This window comes from Janthinobacterium sp. Mn2066, assembly GCF_049319705.1.
Lineage (GTDB): Bacteria > Pseudomonadota > Gammaproteobacteria > Burkholderiales > Burkholderiaceae_D > Janthinobacterium.
In genome coordinates this window covers 258859-277808 of sequence record NZ_JBMOUF010000009.1, presented here as the reverse complement: position 1 = coordinate 277808, position 18950 = coordinate 258859, and the positions used below count along the sequence as shown (strand labels likewise).

Genomic DNA, 18950 nt, shown 5'->3' with positions numbered 1-18950 from the left:
AACTGTCAGCGTAAGTATGCGAACGATAAAGCTAAGGAAGAGCTTGTGTCTGAATGGCAGAACTGACCCTACTGCCCCTACTTTAATATACATTATTTTGAAATAGAGCTTATAATTTAAGAAAGCATCTGGCAAGGCAATTTGCACAACGACTCTTAATGGAAAGAATTTTTATTACATATATTAAATAATATATTTCCCTGAATTACACATCATCAATTATTTATACAAAAATAAAAATAAACATATTTTAAAATATAAATATAAATATAATATGCATTTTATAATTACCACAATAAAATATCACATATGAAATACAATAATATCACCATCCCACTAATATTTCTGAGAATTCTAATTGTTACATATTTAATTTGCGCTATTTGGTTTATAATTACTCCAGACAGCATTCCGAACATTATCCGCGAGGCTGAATTATTAATTGATAAACCACTATTCGAAAAATTAGATAAAGCAATAATTTTTCTCACCTATATGAAAATTTTACTGTGCATTTCCCTATGGAAACCTAATAAAATAATATTCATATTTTTTCTCACCATTGAATTTACCATAAATGTTTTAAACATTTTTGCCGGGCCTAATATTCTTTCTGCTGCAGACTCTTTCGTTGATACACTCCAAACGCTTTGTGAGGGTGCAATAATTTCAATTATTTTCCTAGAAAAATATTATATGAATGGAAAATAAAAATCTGCAGAAAAATAAGGTGAGAAATAAATTCCCATTCAATTGAAAAATTTAATTAATTTGCGAATTAAGTAAACCACCCCCACTATCAACGCAAATAATACAATCAGTAGATGTATTCCAGGAAAAAAGACTAATTCTCGGCCATTGGCAGAATATACTATAGGAGCCACTTGCCCTACACGAATTGAGATTAATCCTACCAAGGCTGCACAAATGAATGTTAGCCCAATTAAAACCCATCCGGTTATCAAAATAATTTTCTTCATCTCATATAATTATTAACATATAAATATGTGAAACTTTAAAAACACCTACAAAAATTTTCGTATCCAACTATTTATTACTGCTCCTACAGTTAATGCGCCAGCATACTATTTCGCACCATTCAAAATCTGGCATTGATACTGGATCTCTTGTGTAATAGAGGTACGTCCCATTGCCGCTATTTATTGACAGCCAAAGTTAAAGCATCAGGAGCGTGAGCGAAAAACTATGAAACCAAAAAGAAACTCAGTGACCACAAGCGCCATATTGCAGTCGATACGAATTAGCGCTTGCGGACAATCAACCTAGTCCTAAGCAATGATTAATTAATAATAATTCGAAATTTCACCATAATATAAATCAATAAGTTCCATGAAAATACCAAACAAAAACATAAATTGATTGATAGTTTTCATGGAAATTTTAATTTTCTTTAACTTCAAAAATAATCAATACATTGAAATTTATTTATTAAATTAAAATATATTGGCATAATATTATCAATATAAATAAAATATAAATCAACCAAAACTATCGTGAGATCGCTATTGGACCAGACATACATACTTGCGTACATTGTTCACCGGTTGTACTTCTCATGGGCAGCCCCCCTTCCGCCTTAGCAGAACATGAATTTGGCGAAGAACAAACTAATTTGCAAAATCCGGGAATAGAAATTCGAGGTGGACCTGGTAATTCAGCCCCCCAATTTAAATTGGATGGGGATAACACAGACGTAATATCATCAAGCAATTGATGGCGTTGTTCATCACGCGAGAAATTGGGGCTTACAGACGTTTGACGGCTTTCGGTCCTACGTTGTCTAGCATTTCCTGACATTAGTCCTAAAGGATCAATGTCGTTTAGCGGATTTCCATCAACATAAGTATACGTATTTAGTCCACCCGCCAACCCAATCGGATCACTCTGCAAATACCGTCCCAGCGACGCATCATAATAACGGTGCCAGTTGTACCACAACCCCGACTCGTTATCGTAATATTGCCCTGGAAAGCCGATATGCATGCCGCCAATATTATCGACGATAACGGTGCGGTCGAATGCCGCGTTGGCGGCACGCCAGGCGATGGTGCCGTTGGCGTTGGTCAGCACTTCCGGGCGGCCCAGCTTGTCGTTGTGGCTGGCGTAGAACTGACCATCACGAAACAAACCAAGCATTTCCCCATCAAGCCAGATATAGCTTGTGTTCATGCTAAAGGCTTCTTGCAACAACAGCTCCCCATTTGGGCCGTAAAGCGACAGTCCCCCACCCGCTTGCGTTCCCCTCGCAATGCGCTGGTTCAAAGCATTGTAGTAATAAGTTCCTATTACTACACCATTGTGGCTAATCCCCGTAAGACGATTAAACACATCATATGAATATGTACGAGTGCCGTCATGCCTCGTTTCGCTTGCGACATTACCTACTGCATCGTATGTAAACTGACGAAACTGACCATTCCCGTTCCATGAGGCAAGCCGGTTGCTATATTGGTCAGCTACAAAACTGTAATAGATTCCTTTTCGACTATGCCCTGTACGGTTGCCCGCCTGATCCCATGAAAAGCTTTGCGCATCGCCACTCCGTGAAATGCCCGCTACCCGATCGACTCCATCGTAATTAATGGACTGCGACAATACAGGATTGACATAGTCAGTCATGACTTCTACCTGCCCCACGTTGGAGTAGGCATATGTGGTGTTATGAACACTTCCGAACACCTGAATAATCTGCGCATCCGCATCGACCCGGACAAAGCGCGGCAAATTATTACCGAAGCGCCATGCATAGCGAGCCCCTCCTGCTGGCTGGTACAAGAACGAATCAGCGATAGTTGACCATGTACCGCCGAGATTGCTCGTTACTTTGGACAGTCGGCCGATACCATCATAGCTATAGTTGAGGACCAGGCCGACTGGGTAGCTCATGCTGGTCAGGCGGCCCGCCGTATCGTAGCCCCAGCTCGTCGTGAAAAAATTTCCCCAAACATTGTTGACTTGCGAAACCAGGTCGCCGTTGGCATTGTAGGCATATTTCGTCTCTCCGGTTGCATCCGTAAAGCTGGTCAGGCGTCCCTTGCCATACTCTCCCTCGTCATAGTTATAGGTTTCTGTGACGCCGCTACTTACCCGCGCACGCTTGCGGCCCAGGCTATCCCAGTAATACAAAATCGTCTTGCCATCCGCCTTGGCCTCGGCATTCAAGCGGCCAGCACTGTCATAGCCAAACGTGGTCGTCCCGGTATCAGGACTGATAATGCTGATAACCTGGCCAAAACCGTTATAGGTATAACGCGTTTGTATCTGCCGTGGATCAGTTACCGATGCAAGGTTGCCCCGCGCATCGTATGCCAGGACCGTCACGCCACCATCGGGCGCGGTACTGGTCGCGAGGCGATTGTCGGTATCGTATGTATACAGGCTGACACGTCCCTGTGCATCGGTACTGCTCTTCAAGTTGCCATTGTTATCGTAGCGCTTCTCGACCCGCTGGCCGTTATTGCCCAACTCAGTGTAGGGACGCCCTAGGGAATCGAGCACGCTGGTACTACTAAATTCCGTTGTGCCGACAGCGATCGGCACCGTGCCATTGATTTCGGCATAGTGCCGGGGCGAACTGGCGCGCACACTGTTGCCAGGCACATCCACGGCCATCCGCGCGTATTCACCGACCGCATTGCCGACATACTCCAGGCGACCAGCAGGATTATATTGATAGCGTGTCCCGCTGCCATCTGGATAGCTGATGGTGCTGACCTGGCGATCATGGTTGTAGGTATAAGTGGTAGTACGGCCATTCGTGGTCTGCGACAGCAAACTGCCACGCGCATCGTAGGTATAATTGGTCGTCACGCCATTGATATCGACATAAGTACTGGGCCGGCCCAGACCGTTGTAGTCAGACCAGGTACTGGTCTGGCCAAGGGGGTTGACTACCGATGTGATGTTTCCATTGGCGTCATAATGAATGACCTGAGTTGCTATGCCATCTGGCAACGCCTCCGACCTCGTCAAACTGGCAATCGTATTATTCGGATGAAAGGTATAGTCGTAACTAATTGCCTGCTGCACGCCAGTCGTCAAATCCGTACGGATGACGTTTGCCAGCCGCCCCATTGCCGGGCCAAAAATATTATAGGTATAGTTGACGCGTAAGTAAGCTTGATTATTAGCACCTCGATATGTCTCTTCGCTAACCCTGTCCCAGTCCCATGTATAAGAAACTGTTGTAGCATTCAGTGCTGCGGCATCTGTCCATTTTTTTTTCAAGCGCCCGGCATTGTCATAATCATAGAATTTTTTACTTCCATTCCAATCCACTGTATATTTCAGATAGCCATTTGCATCATAAACATTTTTTGCGTTCGCGCTTGGGCAAGTCGAACTACTTGCCCTTGATATATCGGCAATCTTCATCTCGCCTTGAACGGGTGCGAGCAAATACGTAGTCGACTGGCCACGGGCATCAGTAATGGTTGTTTGACGATTACCATATGTAAATTTATCGCTTTCCTCGCCCCCCATTAAGGAACTTTCGCTCACACGCCGGTCAGGATAATATCGATACTGGCTATAACGAACACCATTAATCGTAATACCGGTTAACAAGGAAGTATCTACATTTTCATAATGATATTCACGAATGTCGGGATTGGATCCCGGTGCAGTAACCTTGACTAGCATGCCGCCATCATTGTAGTCATAACGCCAGGTGTTCCCTGCCATATCAATCACACTGGCTACTCGCCCATTGGGACCCCACGTGAAACGTATCATCTGGTTTTGTGCATTTGAAACAGAGGCCAGGCGATCACCATTGTAAGAGAAAAATGTGACGGCACCTGACATATCGCTGATGGTCTGAATATAGCCATCATGATCATAGGTATATATCATTTTGCTTTTGGTAAGACGCCAGCCAATCCCGTTCAGGTATTCCATTTCACCTGCGGCCGCCGATCCATCTACCGTATAGGTATTTACAAACTCATCGCTACCTGTATTTGGCAATTGATAGACGTATCGCGCACCACCTGCATCCACCAGAGTGACATTAGGGGGTACACAATAGCCGGTCTCCAGAACAGGGCAACTATATTTTGCAGGAATAATCAGCCTTGGTATATCGAGGTTGGATAACCAGTTTGGACCAAACATTTTTCCACTGGCTTTCATACTGCGATAAGTACGGCTCAAACTCAATGCATACTCACCGCGCCCATCAATATCTTCTTCAACCTTGATTTTTTCTCCTGTTGGTATCAGAACAGGATATTTACTGACATTAGAATTAGGCTCTCCATCATCAGGACATTTCAATACTTTGCTATTGTCGCGAGACGGAGGTTCTTGCGGACTTCTACCAGCGCCTCCTTTTGACACATATGAACTAAATACCCCTCCGCCTCCCACGCCATCCGGAAAATACATGTCTGAATCGGCAGTAATGGTTATACCCGGCATCGTTTGCTCTTCGCCGAGTCCAGAGTTGATACATGCAAAGAATAGTAGCAAAGAAAGGAAAAGAAAATTTACAGACTTTATATTTAACATTAACGATACCTTGTCCCTGAATATAGCAATGATGTTTTTAATTTAATTACTATAACACAATAATTTCTTTTGGGAAATTTTTATAATCAGCTAGATCTCATCAAAATTGCTTGATAGTTATGAACGAGTTTTTAGTTAACCTGATCGCGCAGGCCTATGTCCGGAAGTAATCGATGCATCACCGTCAAATTTGAAGGCATTCTCGTTTTTTGACGAGCCCCTGCTACAGCTGCTGCATTTCCAACCGGCAAAAAAATACCGCGCCAGGCGCGGTATTAATCTTGTCGAGGAAAAGCTAATTGCTCAAGCCGTCGTCACCGGCACATCCTGCGCCTCAGTGCGCCGCGCATAGCGTTGCGCGATCACGGCGCAGATCATCAGCTGGATCTGATGGAACAGCATCAGCGGCAGGATCACCATGCCCAGTTCACGGGCGGAGAACAGCACCTTGGCCATCGGCACGCCGCTGGCCAGGCTTTTCTTGGAGCCGCAAAAGACGATGGTGATTTCATCTTCCTTGGAAAAGCCCAGGCGGCGGCTGACGAATGAGCCTATACCCAGCACCAGCGCCAGCAGCAGTAAATTGATCAGGGCCAGGGCGACCAGGGTTTCTACCGAGATGGTGTGCCACAGGCCTTCGCCGACGGCTTCGCTGAAGGCGGTGTAGACCACCAGCAAGATCGAGCCCTGGTCGACGTATTTCAGCACGGCCTTGTTGCGGTCGACCCAGCGGCCTATCCAGCGGCGCAGGAATTGGCCGGCCAGGAAGGGCAGCAGCAGTTGCATGACGATCGACAAGACGGCGTCCAGCGATGATTTGCTGGCCGCGCCTTTGGCCACCAGCAAGCCTACCAGGATGGGGGCGAGGAAGATGCCGATAAAGTTCGAGGCCGAGGCGCTGCAGATGGCGGCGGGTACGTTGCCGCGCGCCATGGCGGTCATGGCGATCGACGATTGCACGGTCGATGGCAGTGCGCACAGGAACAGGATGCCCACGTACAGCTCAGGCGTGAGGAAGGTCAGCGCCAGCGGACGCAACGCCAGGCCCAGCAGGGGGAACATGACAAAGGTGCTGGCCAGTACCAGCAAGTGCAAGCGCCAGTGCATCACGCCCGCCATCACGGCTTCCTTGGACAGCTTGGCACCGTGCAAAAAGAACAGGGCGCCGATGGCGACGGTGGTGATGTTGCCGAAGACCACGGCCGTCGTGCCCGTGCAGGGCAGGAAGCTGGCCAGCGCCACGGTACACAGCAGGGCAATGGTGAAGTTATCGGGTTTCAGCTTGCGCAACAGCGCCAGGGGAGAGGAAGAGGACATGCGATAGCCTGGTAGCGGCACAGCCTTGCAACACTGTGCCAGGGATGACAAAAGCGCCAGAAGTGGCGCCGTTGCAGACTATTTTACGCTCATTGCCCAGCTCCCTGCGTGACGGTTTGGTCACGATGCGCCTACAGGCTAAAGTCTGCGGGCAAAAAAATGCCCTGTCCGCAGACAGGGCGACCCGGAGTGTGACAGCACGAACGGCGATTAGCCGGCGGCTTTGACTTTCAGTTCGTTCTTGATTTCTTTCACGCCGCTCACGGAAGCGACGATCTGGACCACGCGGTCACCGGCTTCGGCGCTCGGCACGTCGCCCGACAGCACGACCACGCCTTGCTTGGTCGCTACGTTGACTGGCAGGGCTGCGGCTTGCGCGTCGGCGCTCAGGGCGGCTTTGGCCGAGGAAGTGATGGTTTCATCAGGCACGGCGGCAGCGGCGTTGGCAGCGACGACGGTGTCGGCAGCTGGTGCTTTTGGTGCGGAGTCAGCTGCATGCGAAGCGGTAATCGAAGCACCCGACAGCAGGGCGGCGGCAACCAGAGTATTGAACAGTTTCGATGTTTGCATGGTAGTTCCTCTCAATATGAAGTTAAAGCAACACTTTGAAGCGTCACATCTACCCATACAGCAAAGGCCGTGCCAGCTTTTATAAACCCTTATAAATCAAATACTTAAAATATGAACCGATTTTTCCGGCCTGGCATGGCCTGAAAAAACGGGCTTTTTGTCGCCTGCCAGCGACAGCTTATGGCAATACGATCAATGTTTCACGCCAAGTCACTGATTCTAAAGTACTTATTCTTGTCGCTAATCAGCGACAGGCTCGCCATCGCCCCGGAACAAGGCTGGCGTCAGCTCGTATTTCTGCAGCAAACGGTAAAACTCCGTGCGGTTGCGGTCGGCCAGGCGGGCGGCATCGGCCACGTTGCCATCAGTCAGGCGCAACAACTGGACCAGATAATCGCGCTCGAAACGCTGCTTGGCTTCGTTGTAGCTGAGCGCTTCCAGCGAGGGCACGCGCAAGGCGCGCTGCACCAGGCTCAAGGGCACCAGCGGCGCCGTCGCCAGCGCGCACACTTGCTCCACCACATTGAACAGCTGGCGCACATTGCCGGGCCAGGGCGCCCCCACCAGCGCCGTCAAGGCGTCGGGCGCGAAACCGTTCAAGGGCTTTTGATACTTGGCAGCTACTTTTTGCAGGAAGTGGTTCGCCAGCAGGGCGATATCTTCGCGGCGCTCGGCCAGCGGCGGCAAGACCAGGGTCACCACGTTCAGGCGGTAATACAAGTCTTCGCGGAATTGCCCTTCAGCCATGGCGGTATCGAGGTCGCGGTGCGTGGCCGACAGCAGCCGCACATCGACCGGCTGCGTGCGGTCGGCGCCGACGGGACGCACGGCCCGCTCTTGCAACACGCGCAGCAATTTGACTTGCAGCGGCAGCGGCATGTCGCCAATCTCATCCAGGAACAAGGTGCCGCCATCGGCTGCCTGGAACAAGCCTTCGCGGTTGGCCACCGCGCCCGTGAATGATCCTTTCACGTGGCCAAACAATTCCGATTCCAGCAATTGCTCGGGGATCGCGCCGCAGTTGACGGCGATAAACGGCGCCTTGGCGCGGCGGCTGGCATTGTGCAGCGCGCGGGCCAGCAATTCCTTGCCGGTGCCGCTGGCGCCACGGATCAGAATGCTGGCGTCGGAACCGGCCACCAGCCGTGCCTCGGCCAGCAATTCGGCCATCGGTGCGCTGCGGCTGATCAGCTCGGCACGCCAGCTTTCATCGCTCGATGCAGGAGTCGGCATGACGGTGGACAGGTTGACGGCGTAAGCCACCTTTTCCATCAGCAATTTACCGTCGAACGGTTTCGTCAGGTAGGCAAACGCGCCGCGCGCGGTAGCGTCGACCGCGTCGGGAATCGTGCCGTGGGCAGTCAGCAAAATGACGGGCAGGGCGGAATGCTGGCGGCGGATATCGTCGAACAGCGCCAGGCCATCGCGGCCCGGCAATTGCACGTCGGTAATCACCAGCGCCGGCAATTCAACGGCCAGCCGGGCCAGCGCCGCTTCTGCGCTGCCCACGGCCGTGACGCGGTAATTGCCCGCTTTTAAACGTATCGTCAGCAGGCGCAGCAGGTCGGGATCGTCGTCAACCAACAGGATGTGTGCTTGATCCGTCATTTCGGCGCTCCCGCGGCGGGGCGCACGGACAGGCTGCGCTCGATGTTCTTCAAGCCTTCGAGTTTTTCATTCAACTGGTCATTACGGCGCTGGGCGTCGCGCACCTGGCCATTGAGTTTCTCGATAGCATCATCCTGGCGCCGCGTTTCCGCAAAATGAAAGGCCAGCAATTGCGCCAGCGGCGCCAGGGCAGGCTCGTCCGTGCTTTGGGCGATCGGTTCGAGCAGCGCCAGCGCGCGCGCCAGGTCGCCCGTGCCGTGCACGGTAGCGGCCAGCATGGCGCGGCGCAGATTGTTTTTGGCGGACGCGTCTGCCTTGGCCATGTCTTGCTGGGCCTTGGCCAGTTCGGATGGCGTCATCAAACGCACGCTGCTGTAGTAAGCCAGCAACTCAGCCACGCTGGGGTCGGGCACGACGATCACGCGCGGTGGCGTCTGCACCAGCACGGGTGTCTGTTTCACGGGCGTGGCGGCGCAGGCGGCCAGCAGCATGGCGCTCAGCACGACGGTGGTCCGGGTAGCAAGAGAATTCATCATAAGGGCAGTTCTATCCGAAAATGGGCGCCGGCCGGGCGCGGTAAAAGAGCGACACTGCCTTCATGGGCGGCAATATATTCGCGCACGATGGACAGGCCGATGCCATTGCCATTGCGCGCGCTGGCCGCCTGGCGCACTCCCTGGTAAAACGGTTCAAAGATGCGCTCCACGTCTTCCGGCGCCACGCCGCTGCCCTCATCGATACAGTCGATGCGGGCGCGCTGGCCGTCGCTCGCCAAAGTAAATTGCACAGTACCGCCTTCCGGGCTGAAGCGCACGGCGTTCGACAGGATATTGGCCAGGGCCGTGGCCAGCTTGTCGCGGTCCGCCTGCACGATCAAGGACTCGCCCTGCACGTCTACCGTCAAACGGCGCGCCTGCCATTGCAGCCGCTGATCCGCCACCACGACCTGCAACAGCGCCAGCAAATCGACCTTGCTGCAGGCCAGGCGCTGGGCGTCAAAGGCGGCGGTATTGTAGCGCAGCAGGTCTTCGATCTGGTTTTGCAAGGAAGCCGTATTTTGCTGCAGGATGCCGGCAATTTCGCGCTGGCCATCGCTGAGCTTACCCGCCACCTCATCTTCCAGCAGGGCCACGCCTTCGCGCAGCGCGGCCAACGGCGTTTTCAATTCATGCGAGATATGGCGTAGGAAACGCTCCTTGTCGGCATCCAGATCGTGCAGGCGCTGGCGCAGCCAGTCGAGCTGCAGGCCCAGGCGGCGCGTATCGGCCGGGCCGCCCACCACGATGGGCTGGTCATAACGTTTATCGCCGAGCCGTTCGATGGCCGTTTCGATGCGGCGCAGCGGGCGCGACAGCAGAAAACCGAAGCAGGTGGCCAGCACGGCGGCCAGCAGCACGGCGCCGATCACCAGCGCCCCCAGCAGCCGGCGCTGGCGTTCCAGTTCCACCAGCAGCGCATCGTTGCGGCTGCCGATTTCCGTCTTGCTATCGCGCGCCAGGCTGTCATTGATTTGCGCCATGCGGGCAAATGCGCGGTAGACCACGGCGTGGCCATCGCGCTTGCGGCGCTTGCCCGCCTGCAACACTTGCCAGGCGGCTTCCGCCTGCGCCGTCCACTCGTCGGCCAATTGCTGCGCAAAACCGGGCGTGGCGCGGTTCAGGACTTGCAGCGAAGCCGCCGCTTCGACACGCGCGCTGGCGTAGCGGTCGCGGAACACGGGGTCGTCCAGCACCAGGAACTGGCGCGCGCTGCGCTCCATGGCCAGGGTGCGTTCGGACAGCCGCTGCGACTGTTCCGTCAGGGTGATCGCCTGCGCCGCCGTTTCACGGCCCAGCCGCGCCAGGTGTTCCAGGGTCAGCAGGGCTTGCACGGAAGTGGCCGTCAAGATGCCTGCCGTCAGGATGAAGGCGGCAAACAATAATTGGCGAAAGGAAAGTCTGGACACGCGGCGACCTTGTTCGGCGATGGGAAAAAGCGCATGGTACGCTAAGCGCCCAATGGAAGACGCCGCCTACCCTGGAGCAATCAAAATAACAACGTTGCTGGATTGCACCTCAGCAGGAATCAAGTCGGGGCGGGCCAGCGCGGGCGGCGGATAGTCCTAGTACAATAGGGAAAAACTTCATACAGGCATCAAAGTAGCCCGCTAGTACTGGCTTTTCCCCGCTTTGTCCCCAACTATGATGCACGTCACCGAATTCCCGAATCACCTACCGCAGAGATCCCATACCGCATGAGCACATTTGAAAAAGTCAGCAGTAACTTCATTCCAGTCTTGCAGGCGACCATTGAGCAATACGTCGAACCCGCATCGGGCATGCGCCATATCCATATGCATACCGAGCAGGCTGAGATGGTGTTCCTGGTGGCTTTTCCCACGGTGCCCGAGGTCAGCGATGGCCGCGCCCACATCCTCGAGCACCTGGCCCTGTGCGGTTCTTCCCGCTACCCGGTGCGCGACCCGTTCTTTTCGATGCTGCGCCGCTCGACGGCCACCTTCATGAATGCGATGACCTACCCGGACCGCACCGTGTACCCGTTCGCCAGCACCGACCGCAAGGATTTTTTCAATTTGCTCGACGTGTACCTCGATGCAGCCTTCTTCCCGAATCTCGATTACTTGAATTTCCGCCAGGAAGGCTGGCGCCATGCGTTCGAAGGCGACAAGCTGGTGTACCAGGGCATCGTCTTCAATGAAATGAAGGGCGCGTTCAATAGCCCCATGCGCGCGCTCGACAGCGGCATCGCCAGCACCTTGCTCAAAGGCACGACGTATGAGGTGGAGTCGGGCGGCGATCCGCTGGACATCCCGGACCTGACGCACGAGATGCTGAAAGAATTCCACGCCAGCCACTATCATCCGTCGCAAGCGATCATCATGACGGCCGGCAATATCGAAGCATCGGCCGTGCAAGAGCAGGTGGCCGAGCGCGTATTGTCCAAACTCAGCGGTTTCAGCCCGCGCCGTTTGCCGCAACTGGCGCCCGCCTGGAATGCACCACAGGAAAACACCGTCAAGATTCCTTCGCAGGAAGCGCGCGACGATGAGTTCGGCTTGCAGTTTGCCTGGCTGCTGGGCGAATCGTCCGATCCGCTGGCGTTTTACCACGCCCACCTGCTGTCGGCAGGCTTGCTCGGCGAATCGTCGGCGCCCGTCATGCGCGCCATGGAATCGGCCGGTTATGGCCGCCCATCGGACATGAATGGCCGCGACGCCGGCACGCGCCAGATGGTATTCCACATCGGGATGGAAGGCTTGACGCAAGAACAGATCGCCGATGCGCACACCCGCATCTGGAGCGCGCTGGAAGAAACGGCCAAAGAGGGCATTCCGGCCGCCGTATTGCACGCCGCCTTGCGCGATATCAAATACAGCCAGCGCGAAATCAGCAGCGGCCGCATGCCTTACGGCCTGGGCCGCTTGTTGCACGCCTTGCCACTGGCCATGTATGGCGGCGACGTCATGCATGCTTTCGACAATGCAGCCATCCTGGAAACCCTGGAAAAACAAGTCGACGATCCGGCATTCTTCAAGCAACTGGTGCGCGACCTGATCGCCAACCCGACCCGTTTGACCACCCGCGTAGTGCCCGACAGCGCCTTCTTTACGGACCGCGCTGCCCAGGAAGAGGCCAAGCTGGCAGCCCTGCAGGCGAGCCTGACGGATGCGCAGCGCGAACACATCGTGGCCGAATCGGCCGCGCTGGAAGCGCACCAGCAATTGCCATCGAATTCGGAAGTCTTGCCGCGCATCCGCCCTGGCGACGTCAGCGCCCATCCGCGTCCAGCCCTGCCGATTCCTGCCGCCGTGAATGGCGCGGTGGCGTTTTCCATCGCCTCGAACGGCATCAGCTACGCCAATGTGCTGTACGACGTGTCGCACTTGCCGGAAGCGGCCTGGCCATGGCTGCGTTTGTACACCGACCTGGCGCCGGAACTGGGCGTGGGTGAACTGTCGTTCGACGACGCCAGCGCCTGGCGCCAGAGCATGGTGCCCTCGTTCCATATCGGCCTGGAAGCGATTCCCCGTCCACAACAGGCGATGCGCGTGGAATTGTCATTCTCGGCCAGCGGCTTGCGTGAAGAACATGCGGCGATTGCCGCCGTGCTGTCGGCCTGGATCGCCAAGCCCCGCTTCGATGAAGAAGAGCGTCTGGCGTTCCTGATCGAAAGCCTGGTGCAAGACAAATTGAGCAGCCTGGCGGAGTCGGGCGGCCGCTACGCCATGCTGGCCGCAGCCGCGCCGCTGTCGCCGATGCGCCGCTTCGACGACATCGTCGGCGGCCCATCGGCCTTGCCGTTCTACCGCCGTTTGCAGCAATTGAGCAAGACCTCGGCGGGCTTGCAGGAAATCGCCCGTGAACTCGATAGCCTGCACACGCAAATCATTGCCCAGGTACCGACCGTGCTGTGCGCCGGCCTGGAACAGGATGGCCTGACCCTGGCCGGCTTGCTCGATTTGCCAGCCGCATCGGCAAGCGCAGCAACTGCCGCTACGGCGCCTGCGGCCGCAGCGTTGCCGCTGGCCAATGCGGCCCTGCATGCCACCAGCCAGATCAACCACTGCTACGTGGCCTGGCCCGTGCCTGGCGTGCATCACACGGACGCGGCAGCGCTGGCCGTGGCCGCCGAACTGATGACCAACCAGGTGCTGCATACGGCCCTGCGCGAAAAAGGCGGCGCGTATGGCGGCAGCGCCAGCTATGCAGCCGGTGCCGGCACGTTTACCTTGAGCTCTTACCGCGATCCGCGCCTGGCCGGCACCTATGCCGACTTCGGCATCACCCTGGAACAGATCCTCGATGGCGACTTCTCGCAAGAGCAAGTGGAAGAAGCCATCATCTGCGTGATCAAGGGACTCGACAAGCCGCACTCGCCATACGCGGAAGCGCTGACGGCGTGGAATATGCAACAGCGTGGCACGACGGAAGCCGTGCGCCAGCAATTCCGCAGCGGCGTGCTGAACTGCACTCTGGCGCAGATCAAGGCCGTCACGCGCACCTGGCTGAAAGAGGGCCAGCCTAGCCGCGCCGCGTTTGCGGGCAATACCACGCAAGACCTGGCGGGCCTGGAAGTGGTCGACCTGCTGGCGCTGGCGTCTTAAACGGGCAGCTGCGCCAGCGCATCGCCCAGTGCGTCGTAGACGACACGAAAGCGACGCGCCAGCGGGCCACGCTGGGGGCGGTAGATGTAAATGTCCCACGGGCTCGCCTCGGCGTCGCGCATGACGGCCACCAGGCGGCCGCTGGCCAGGTGTTCGCGGGCCAGGAAGTCCGGCACCTGGCCATACGCCAGGCCCGCCAGCACGGCCGACAATTCCGCTTCGGCATCATTGCACATGAAGCGCGCGCCTGCCGGGTACACGCGCTGGCCATCGGCAAACATCCATGGCCAGGCGCGGCCGGTGCTGCCGTCATACATGGCGGTGGTCGGCAAGCGGTGCAAATCGTCAAAACTGACGGGCTCGCCATGCTGCGCGATGCAGTCCGGCGTCGCCACCACGAACAGCTGCGTCCTGGCCACCTTGCGCACCACGAAACGGTTATCGCGCGGCAAGCCGATCCGCACGCCGATATCGATTTTTTCATTGACCACGTCAGCCAGCGCATCGCTGAGGCGCAGATCGATATCGATTTTCGGATAACGGCTGGCAATCGCCGTCAGCGCCGGCAAGATCACCGTGCGCGACAGGGCGGCCGGCGCCGTCAGGCGCACCAGGCCCGCTGCTTCCTCGGCATCATCGTTTTCCCCGTGCTCGAACACGGTATCGATCTGCTCCACGGCCAACTGAGCACGCTCGGCCAGGGCGGCGCCAAACTCACTCAGTTGCACATGCCGCGTATTGCGGTGAAACAGCAATTCACCTTGCAGCCGTTCCAGTTCCTGCACCGCGCGCGTGACGGCTTGCGGCGAGATACCCAGCCGCGTCGCCGCATCCTTGAAACTGCCCAGTTTGGCGGCAGTGCAAAAAATGCGCAGCATTTCGAGTCGGTTCAACATGCGATGTCCTTTTGCAATTTCAATATTTATTCCATATTTTGGAATTTTGAAATCGTATCATTTCCATTGTTTGGCAGTGTCAACGCCCCGATACTGGTTTCATCGGCAGCACGGTGCTGCCCACACAAGGAAACCATCATGTCACAAGCTATCGCAGGAAAAGTCGTCGTCATTACCGGTGCCAGCAGCGGCCTGGGCGCCGCCACCGCCCGCCACCTGGGCGCACTGGGCGCGTCCGTGGTGCTCGGCGCGCGCCGCACCGAACAACTCAATCGCATCGCCGCCGACATCACGGCCGCTGGCGGCAAAGCTACCGTGGTGCAGACCGACGTTACCGTAGCGACCGAGGTGCAGCGCCTGGTCGACACGGCGATCACCACCTACGGCAAGGTCGATGTGCTGATCAATAACGCGGGCCTGATGGCCATCGCCCCGCTGGACGCGCTGAAAGTGGACGAGTGGGAACGCATGATCGACATCAACATCAAGGGCGTGCTGTACGGCATCGCCGCCGCCTTGCCGCATTTCCGGACACAGGGCAGCGGCCACTTCATCAATGTGTCGTCGGTGGCCGGCCATAAAGTCATCAGCCCGGGCGGCACCGTCTACAGCGGCACCAAGTTTGCCGTCAGCGCCATCTCGGAAGGCTTGCGCCATGAAGTAGGCGGCGCCATCCGCACCACCGTCATTTCGCCGGGCGCGGTGGATACGGAATTGCAGTCCGGCAGCAGCCATGCACAAAGCGCCGCCCACCTGAAAGAGTTTTACAAGATCGCCATCCCGGCCGAGACCGTGGCGCGCGCCATCGCGTATGCCATCGAACAGCCGGACGGCGTGGACCTCAATGAAATCGTGCTGCGCCCTACCTTGCAGGATTTTTAAGCAATCACCTTCGCCTGCAGCGATTCGGCGATCAGGCCCGCCAGACGGTCGACGGGCGGCCTGGCCGTCGAGGCGCCCTGCAGCAATTCCAGCGACAAGGTCGGCAGGGCGGGCAAGCCGGCCGCCTGCGCATCGAGCGCAGACACGGAAGCGGGCAAGCCATAACAGGTGCGCACCGTCACGCCCAACCCGGCAGCAGCAGCCGCCCACAAGCCGGACAGGCTGGGACTGGTAAACGCCGTGCGCCAGGCGATGCCGGCCCGGTCCAGCGCCTGCGTGGCGCAGCGCTGGAACAGGCATTCGCGGTCAAACGTAATCAAGGGCAACGGTTCGCCCGACTCCGGCTGCCATGCCAGGCTGGACGAGGCGATCCAGCGCATGGCGGGGGCAGCCAGGGTCTGACGTTGGGCGGCGGGCCAAGCCAGGGTGTCGGGCAGGGCCGCGCCGCCCCACAGCAGGGCCAGGTCCAGCTGGCCGGTGGACAAGCGTTCCAGCAAGTCGGTGTTGCGCGCCACATGCGCTTCGATGCGCACTTTCGGATGGGCGCGGGTAAAGCGTCCCAGCACATCGGGCAGCAGCACTTCGCCAAAATCCTCCTGCAAACCCAGCTTGACCCAGCCTTCCAGTTCCACGCCGTGCAAGGCGACAAAGGCTTCATCGTTCAGCTCAACCATGCGGCGCGCATACGACAGCAAGACGGCCCCGCCATCGGTCAGCGCCAGGCCCCGCCCATCCTTGCGGAACAGGGGCAGTCCCGCCTGCTCTTCCAGCTTTTTCAACTGCGCACTGACGGCCGAAGTGGAACGACCCACCTTGTCGGCCGCACGGGCATAACTGCCCAGGTCCACGCCGGCCACATAGCTGCGCAAGAAGGCGATATCGAAATTCATTTGTCTGCTTCCTGGTTGACCATCCTGTTTTTCAGGACGATAGCTTCAATACTTTCTGATATTCAGAACGATCGTACTGCGCAACACTGTGCAGGTCAACCACAACCTGCAGCTACCATGTCCACCTCTTGCACGCCTGTTTCCCTTCCCCTTGAAAGTCCTGTCCGGGGTGCCGGCCACCGTTGGAAGGTGCTAGGCGTCGGCGTGGCCGCCAACGCCAGCTTTTCAGCCGCCGCCGCCGGCTTGCCCACCACCGCCATCTGGCTGCGCAGCGGCTATCAGTTGAGCAATGCCGAACTGGGGGTCGCCCTGGGCGCCATGGGCCTGGGCGTGGCCTTGTCGGAACTGCCCTGGGGCATGGCGACCGACCGCTGGGGCGACCGGCCCGTATTGCTGTGGGGGCTGCTGGGCACCATGCTGTCGCTGCTGACCTTACTGCTGTGGATAACACCCGCGCATGGCGCCGTGCCCTCCCTGTTCTCGCTGGCGGCGGGCCTGGCGCTGGTCGGTGTGCTGGGCGGCAGCGTCAACGGGTCCAGCGGGCGCGCCGTGATGCGCTGGTTTGGCGCCGGCGAACGGGGTTTCGCCATGAGCATCCGCCAGACAGCCGTGCCGCTCGGTGGCGCACTGGGCGCGCTGATCCTGCCTACCCTGGCGGCCCGGTATGGCTTTGCGATGGTGTTCGGCGCGCTGGCGCTCGCATGCGCCCTCTCGGCCGCGTTCGCCTGGAGATGGATGCATGGGCCGGATTTTTCTGTCGAGGCCGCCAAGGGCCCGCAAAACGTCTCTGCGGGGCTATTATCGGCACAAGAGGCGCCGCCGTTGCGCAATGGCCGCATCTGGCGCATGGTGGGCGCCATCGCACTGCTGTGCGCGCCGCAATCGGCGATCCTCAGCTACGCCACCATTTTTTTGCATGACCAGGGCAAGCTGGGCCTGGTGGCCGTCACCACGGTCATGGTGTCGCTGCAGGCGGGCGCCATGGTGATGCGCATCTGGAGCGGGCGCCACACGGACCGCCACGCCAACCGCCCCGCCTATCTGCGCGGCTGCGTGCTGGTGGCAACTGCCGCCTTCCTGCTATTGGGCCTGGTCGCCTGGGTCGATGGACCGGGCTGGCTGCTGATGACGGCCATCGTGCTGGCCGGCATTGCCGTCTCCTCCTGGCATGGCGTCGGCTACACGGAACTGGCGACTGTCGCCGGCAGCAATCATGCGGGAACGGCGCTGGGCATGGCCAACACGGCCGTGTACGTGAGCTTTTTCCTCACGCCCGTGCTGATTCCCCATCTGCTGGATCTGGTCGCCTGGCGCGGCGTGTGGTGCATCTCGGCCGTAGTGGCGCTGGCGGCGTGGCCGCTGTTTCCCAAACGTTAGATCACAGCTTTGATACGGTAGACACAGCGCATCGCGTCGCTCAATAAATGCTGTTCGCGCACGACGCTGGCTGCCGGTCCCACCACTTCCTGGAACAGCTGCAATTCGGAGCGGCAAAATCCCTGGCAAGTGCGGGCGGCGGCGCAGATCGGGCAATGGTCTTCGATCAGCAGCCAGTCGTCGCCATCGGCTTCCACCCGGGCCATATACCCCTCTTCATCGCGGATCGCCGCCAGCTGCTGCAAGCGCGTCGGCAAGTCAGCAGCCTTGCACGCCTGCGCATACGCGGCGCGGCTTTCCTCTTCGCGCTGGCCGATCAATTTATCGAGTCCCGCCTCGCCAAACAATTCGCGCACGGAGCCGATCAGCTTGATCGTCAGCTGCGCATGCGTGTCGGGAAAACGCGCATTGCCTGCCTCCGTCAAGATCCAGTTCTGGCGCGGCCGGCCAGCGCCCGCTTGCGGTTCCTGCCGCCCCTCGATCAAGCCTGCCGACACCAGCTTTTGCACTTGCTGGCGCGCCGCCTCGCCCGTCATTTCCAGGGTCTTCGCCAGGGCTGCCGTGGAGACGGGTCCCTTGGTCTTGATGAAATACAGGATGCGCTCCGTGGTTTGCGGAGCCTCGGCATTATCCAAACGTTTACTTGTGTAATTCATTTCACTCAACTATCATGGGCCTAGTTAACCAACTAATTGCTTGCATAATAGGCCGGTAGCTCCCCGCTGTCGAGGAATTTCCACGCCTGCACGCTGGCAAGAACTTCTTTTTGACGGG

The 18950-nt window shown here is 57.1% G+C and carries 12 protein-coding genes; 3 read left to right on the top strand and 9 right to left on the bottom strand.

The genetic code is table 11. The features are described from left to right. Positions 1-1509: 1509 nt before the first annotated feature. The 6 genes from ACL9RI_RS19365 to ACL9RI_RS19340 form a co-directional block, all read right to left on the bottom strand. Complete coding sequence (locus tag ACL9RI_RS19365; protein WP_422728125.1) at positions 1510-5532, bottom strand: RHS repeat-associated core domain-containing protein; 4023 nt, start codon at positions 5530-5532, stop codon at positions 1510-1512. A gap of 303 nt (positions 5533-5835) precedes the next feature. After that, positions 5836-6849 carry a bile acid:sodium symporter family protein gene (locus tag ACL9RI_RS19360; RefSeq protein WP_422728124.1) on the bottom strand — a complete coding sequence of 338 codons (1014 nt, stop codon included), beginning with the start codon at positions 6847-6849 and terminating at the stop codon, positions 5836-5838. A 210-nt stretch (positions 6850-7059) separates the two neighbouring features. Continuing rightward, positions 7060-7419 carry a BON domain-containing protein gene (locus tag ACL9RI_RS19355; RefSeq protein ID WP_422728123.1) on the bottom strand — a complete coding sequence of 120 codons (360 nt, stop codon included), beginning with the start codon at positions 7417-7419 and terminating at the stop codon, positions 7060-7062. 240 nt (positions 7420-7659) lie between these two features. Further along, positions 7660-9027 carry a sigma 54-interacting transcriptional regulator gene (locus ACL9RI_RS19350; protein ID WP_422728122.1) on the bottom strand — a complete coding sequence of 456 codons (1368 nt, stop codon included), beginning with the start codon at positions 9025-9027 and terminating at the stop codon, positions 7660-7662. Beyond that, on the bottom strand, positions 9024-9563 hold the full coding sequence (locus ACL9RI_RS19345; protein WP_422728121.1) for a hypothetical protein: 540 nt from the start codon (positions 9561-9563) through the stop codon (positions 9024-9026). The genes ACL9RI_RS19350 and ACL9RI_RS19345 overlap by 4 nt, the downstream gene beginning before the upstream one ends. Then, a complete protein-coding gene (locus ACL9RI_RS19340; RefSeq protein WP_422728120.1) occupies positions 9560-10972 on the bottom strand; it encodes a HAMP domain-containing sensor histidine kinase in 1413 nt (470 codons plus the stop codon). Before ACL9RI_RS19340 ends, ACL9RI_RS19345 begins: the two co-directional genes overlap by 4 nt. Before the next feature lie 288 nt (positions 10973-11260). Between ACL9RI_RS19340 and ACL9RI_RS19335 the strand changes: the two genes are divergently transcribed. Beyond that, complete coding sequence (locus ACL9RI_RS19335; protein WP_422728119.1) at positions 11261-14131, top strand: insulinase family protein; 2871 nt, start codon at positions 11261-11263, stop codon at positions 14129-14131. Here ACL9RI_RS19335 and ACL9RI_RS19330 read toward each other — a convergent pair. Continuing rightward, entirely contained in the window at positions 14128-15027 is a 900-nt protein-coding gene (locus ACL9RI_RS19330; RefSeq protein WP_422728118.1) for a LysR family transcriptional regulator, read from the bottom strand. The genes ACL9RI_RS19335 and ACL9RI_RS19330 overlap by 4 nt on opposite strands. Positions 15028-15165: 138 nt before the next feature. Here ACL9RI_RS19330 and ACL9RI_RS19325 point away from each other — a divergent pair, with 138 nt between their 5' ends. Next, positions 15166-15909 carry an SDR family oxidoreductase gene (locus ACL9RI_RS19325; RefSeq protein WP_422728117.1) on the top strand — a complete coding sequence of 248 codons (744 nt, stop codon included), beginning with the start codon at positions 15166-15168 and terminating at the stop codon, positions 15907-15909. On the opposite strand, the gene ACL9RI_RS19320 is transcribed toward ACL9RI_RS19325, so the two are convergent. Beyond that, positions 15906-16799 carry a LysR substrate-binding domain-containing protein gene (locus ACL9RI_RS19320; protein WP_422728116.1) on the bottom strand — a complete coding sequence of 298 codons (894 nt, stop codon included), beginning with the start codon at positions 16797-16799 and terminating at the stop codon, positions 15906-15908. The two genes, ACL9RI_RS19325 and ACL9RI_RS19320, sit on opposite strands and share 4 nt — an antisense overlap. A 117-nt stretch (positions 16800-16916) precedes the next feature. Here ACL9RI_RS19320 and ACL9RI_RS19315 point away from each other — a divergent pair, with 117 nt between their 5' ends. Continuing rightward, complete coding sequence (locus tag ACL9RI_RS19315) at positions 16917-18176, top strand: MFS transporter (protein WP_422728115.1); 1260 nt, start codon at positions 16917-16919, stop codon at positions 18174-18176. On the opposite strand, the gene ACL9RI_RS19310 is transcribed toward ACL9RI_RS19315, so the two are convergent. Next, positions 18173-18832: a helix-turn-helix transcriptional regulator gene (locus ACL9RI_RS19310; protein WP_422728114.1), complete on the bottom strand. Its 660-nt coding sequence runs from the start codon at positions 18830-18832 to the stop codon at positions 18173-18175. The genes ACL9RI_RS19315 and ACL9RI_RS19310 overlap by 4 nt on opposite strands. Positions 18833-18950: the final 118 nt, after the last annotated feature.

What these genes read in the sequence shown, in the direction of transcription:
- ACL9RI_RS19365 (WP_422728125.1), bottom strand. Translation starts at nt 5,532, where the DNA reads ATGTTAAATATAAAGTCTGTAAATTTTCTTTTCCTTTCTTTGCTACTA.
- ACL9RI_RS19360 (WP_422728124.1), bottom strand. Translation starts at nt 6,849, where the DNA reads ATGTCCTCTTCCTCTCCCCTGGCGCTGTTGCGCAAGCTGAAACCCGAT.
- ACL9RI_RS19355 (WP_422728123.1), bottom strand. Translation starts at nt 7,419, where the DNA reads ATGCAAACATCGAAACTGTTCAATACTCTGGTTGCCGCCGCCCTGCTG.
- ACL9RI_RS19350 (WP_422728122.1), bottom strand. Translation starts at nt 9,027, where the DNA reads ATGACGGATCAAGCACACATCCTGTTGGTTGACGACGATCCCGACCTG.
- ACL9RI_RS19345 (WP_422728121.1), bottom strand. Translation starts at nt 9,563, where the DNA reads ATGATGAATTCTCTTGCTACCCGGACCACCGTCGTGCTGAGCGCCATG.
- ACL9RI_RS19335 (WP_422728119.1), top strand. Translation starts at nt 11,261, where the DNA reads ATGAGCACATTTGAAAAAGTCAGCAGTAACTTCATTCCAGTCTTGCAG.
- ACL9RI_RS19330 (WP_422728118.1), bottom strand. Translation starts at nt 15,027, where the DNA reads ATGTTGAACCGACTCGAAATGCTGCGCATTTTTTGCACTGCCGCCAAA.
- ACL9RI_RS19325 (WP_422728117.1), top strand. Translation starts at nt 15,166, where the DNA reads ATGTCACAAGCTATCGCAGGAAAAGTCGTCGTCATTACCGGTGCCAGC.
- ACL9RI_RS19320 (WP_422728116.1), bottom strand. Translation starts at nt 16,799, where the DNA reads ATGAATTTCGATATCGCCTTCTTGCGCAGCTATGTGGCCGGCGTGGAC.
- ACL9RI_RS19315 (WP_422728115.1), top strand. Translation starts at nt 16,917, where the DNA reads ATGTCCACCTCTTGCACGCCTGTTTCCCTTCCCCTTGAAAGTCCTGTC.
- ACL9RI_RS19310 (WP_422728114.1), bottom strand. Translation starts at nt 18,832, where the DNA reads ATGAATTACACAAGTAAACGTTTGGATAATGCCGAGGCTCCGCAAACC.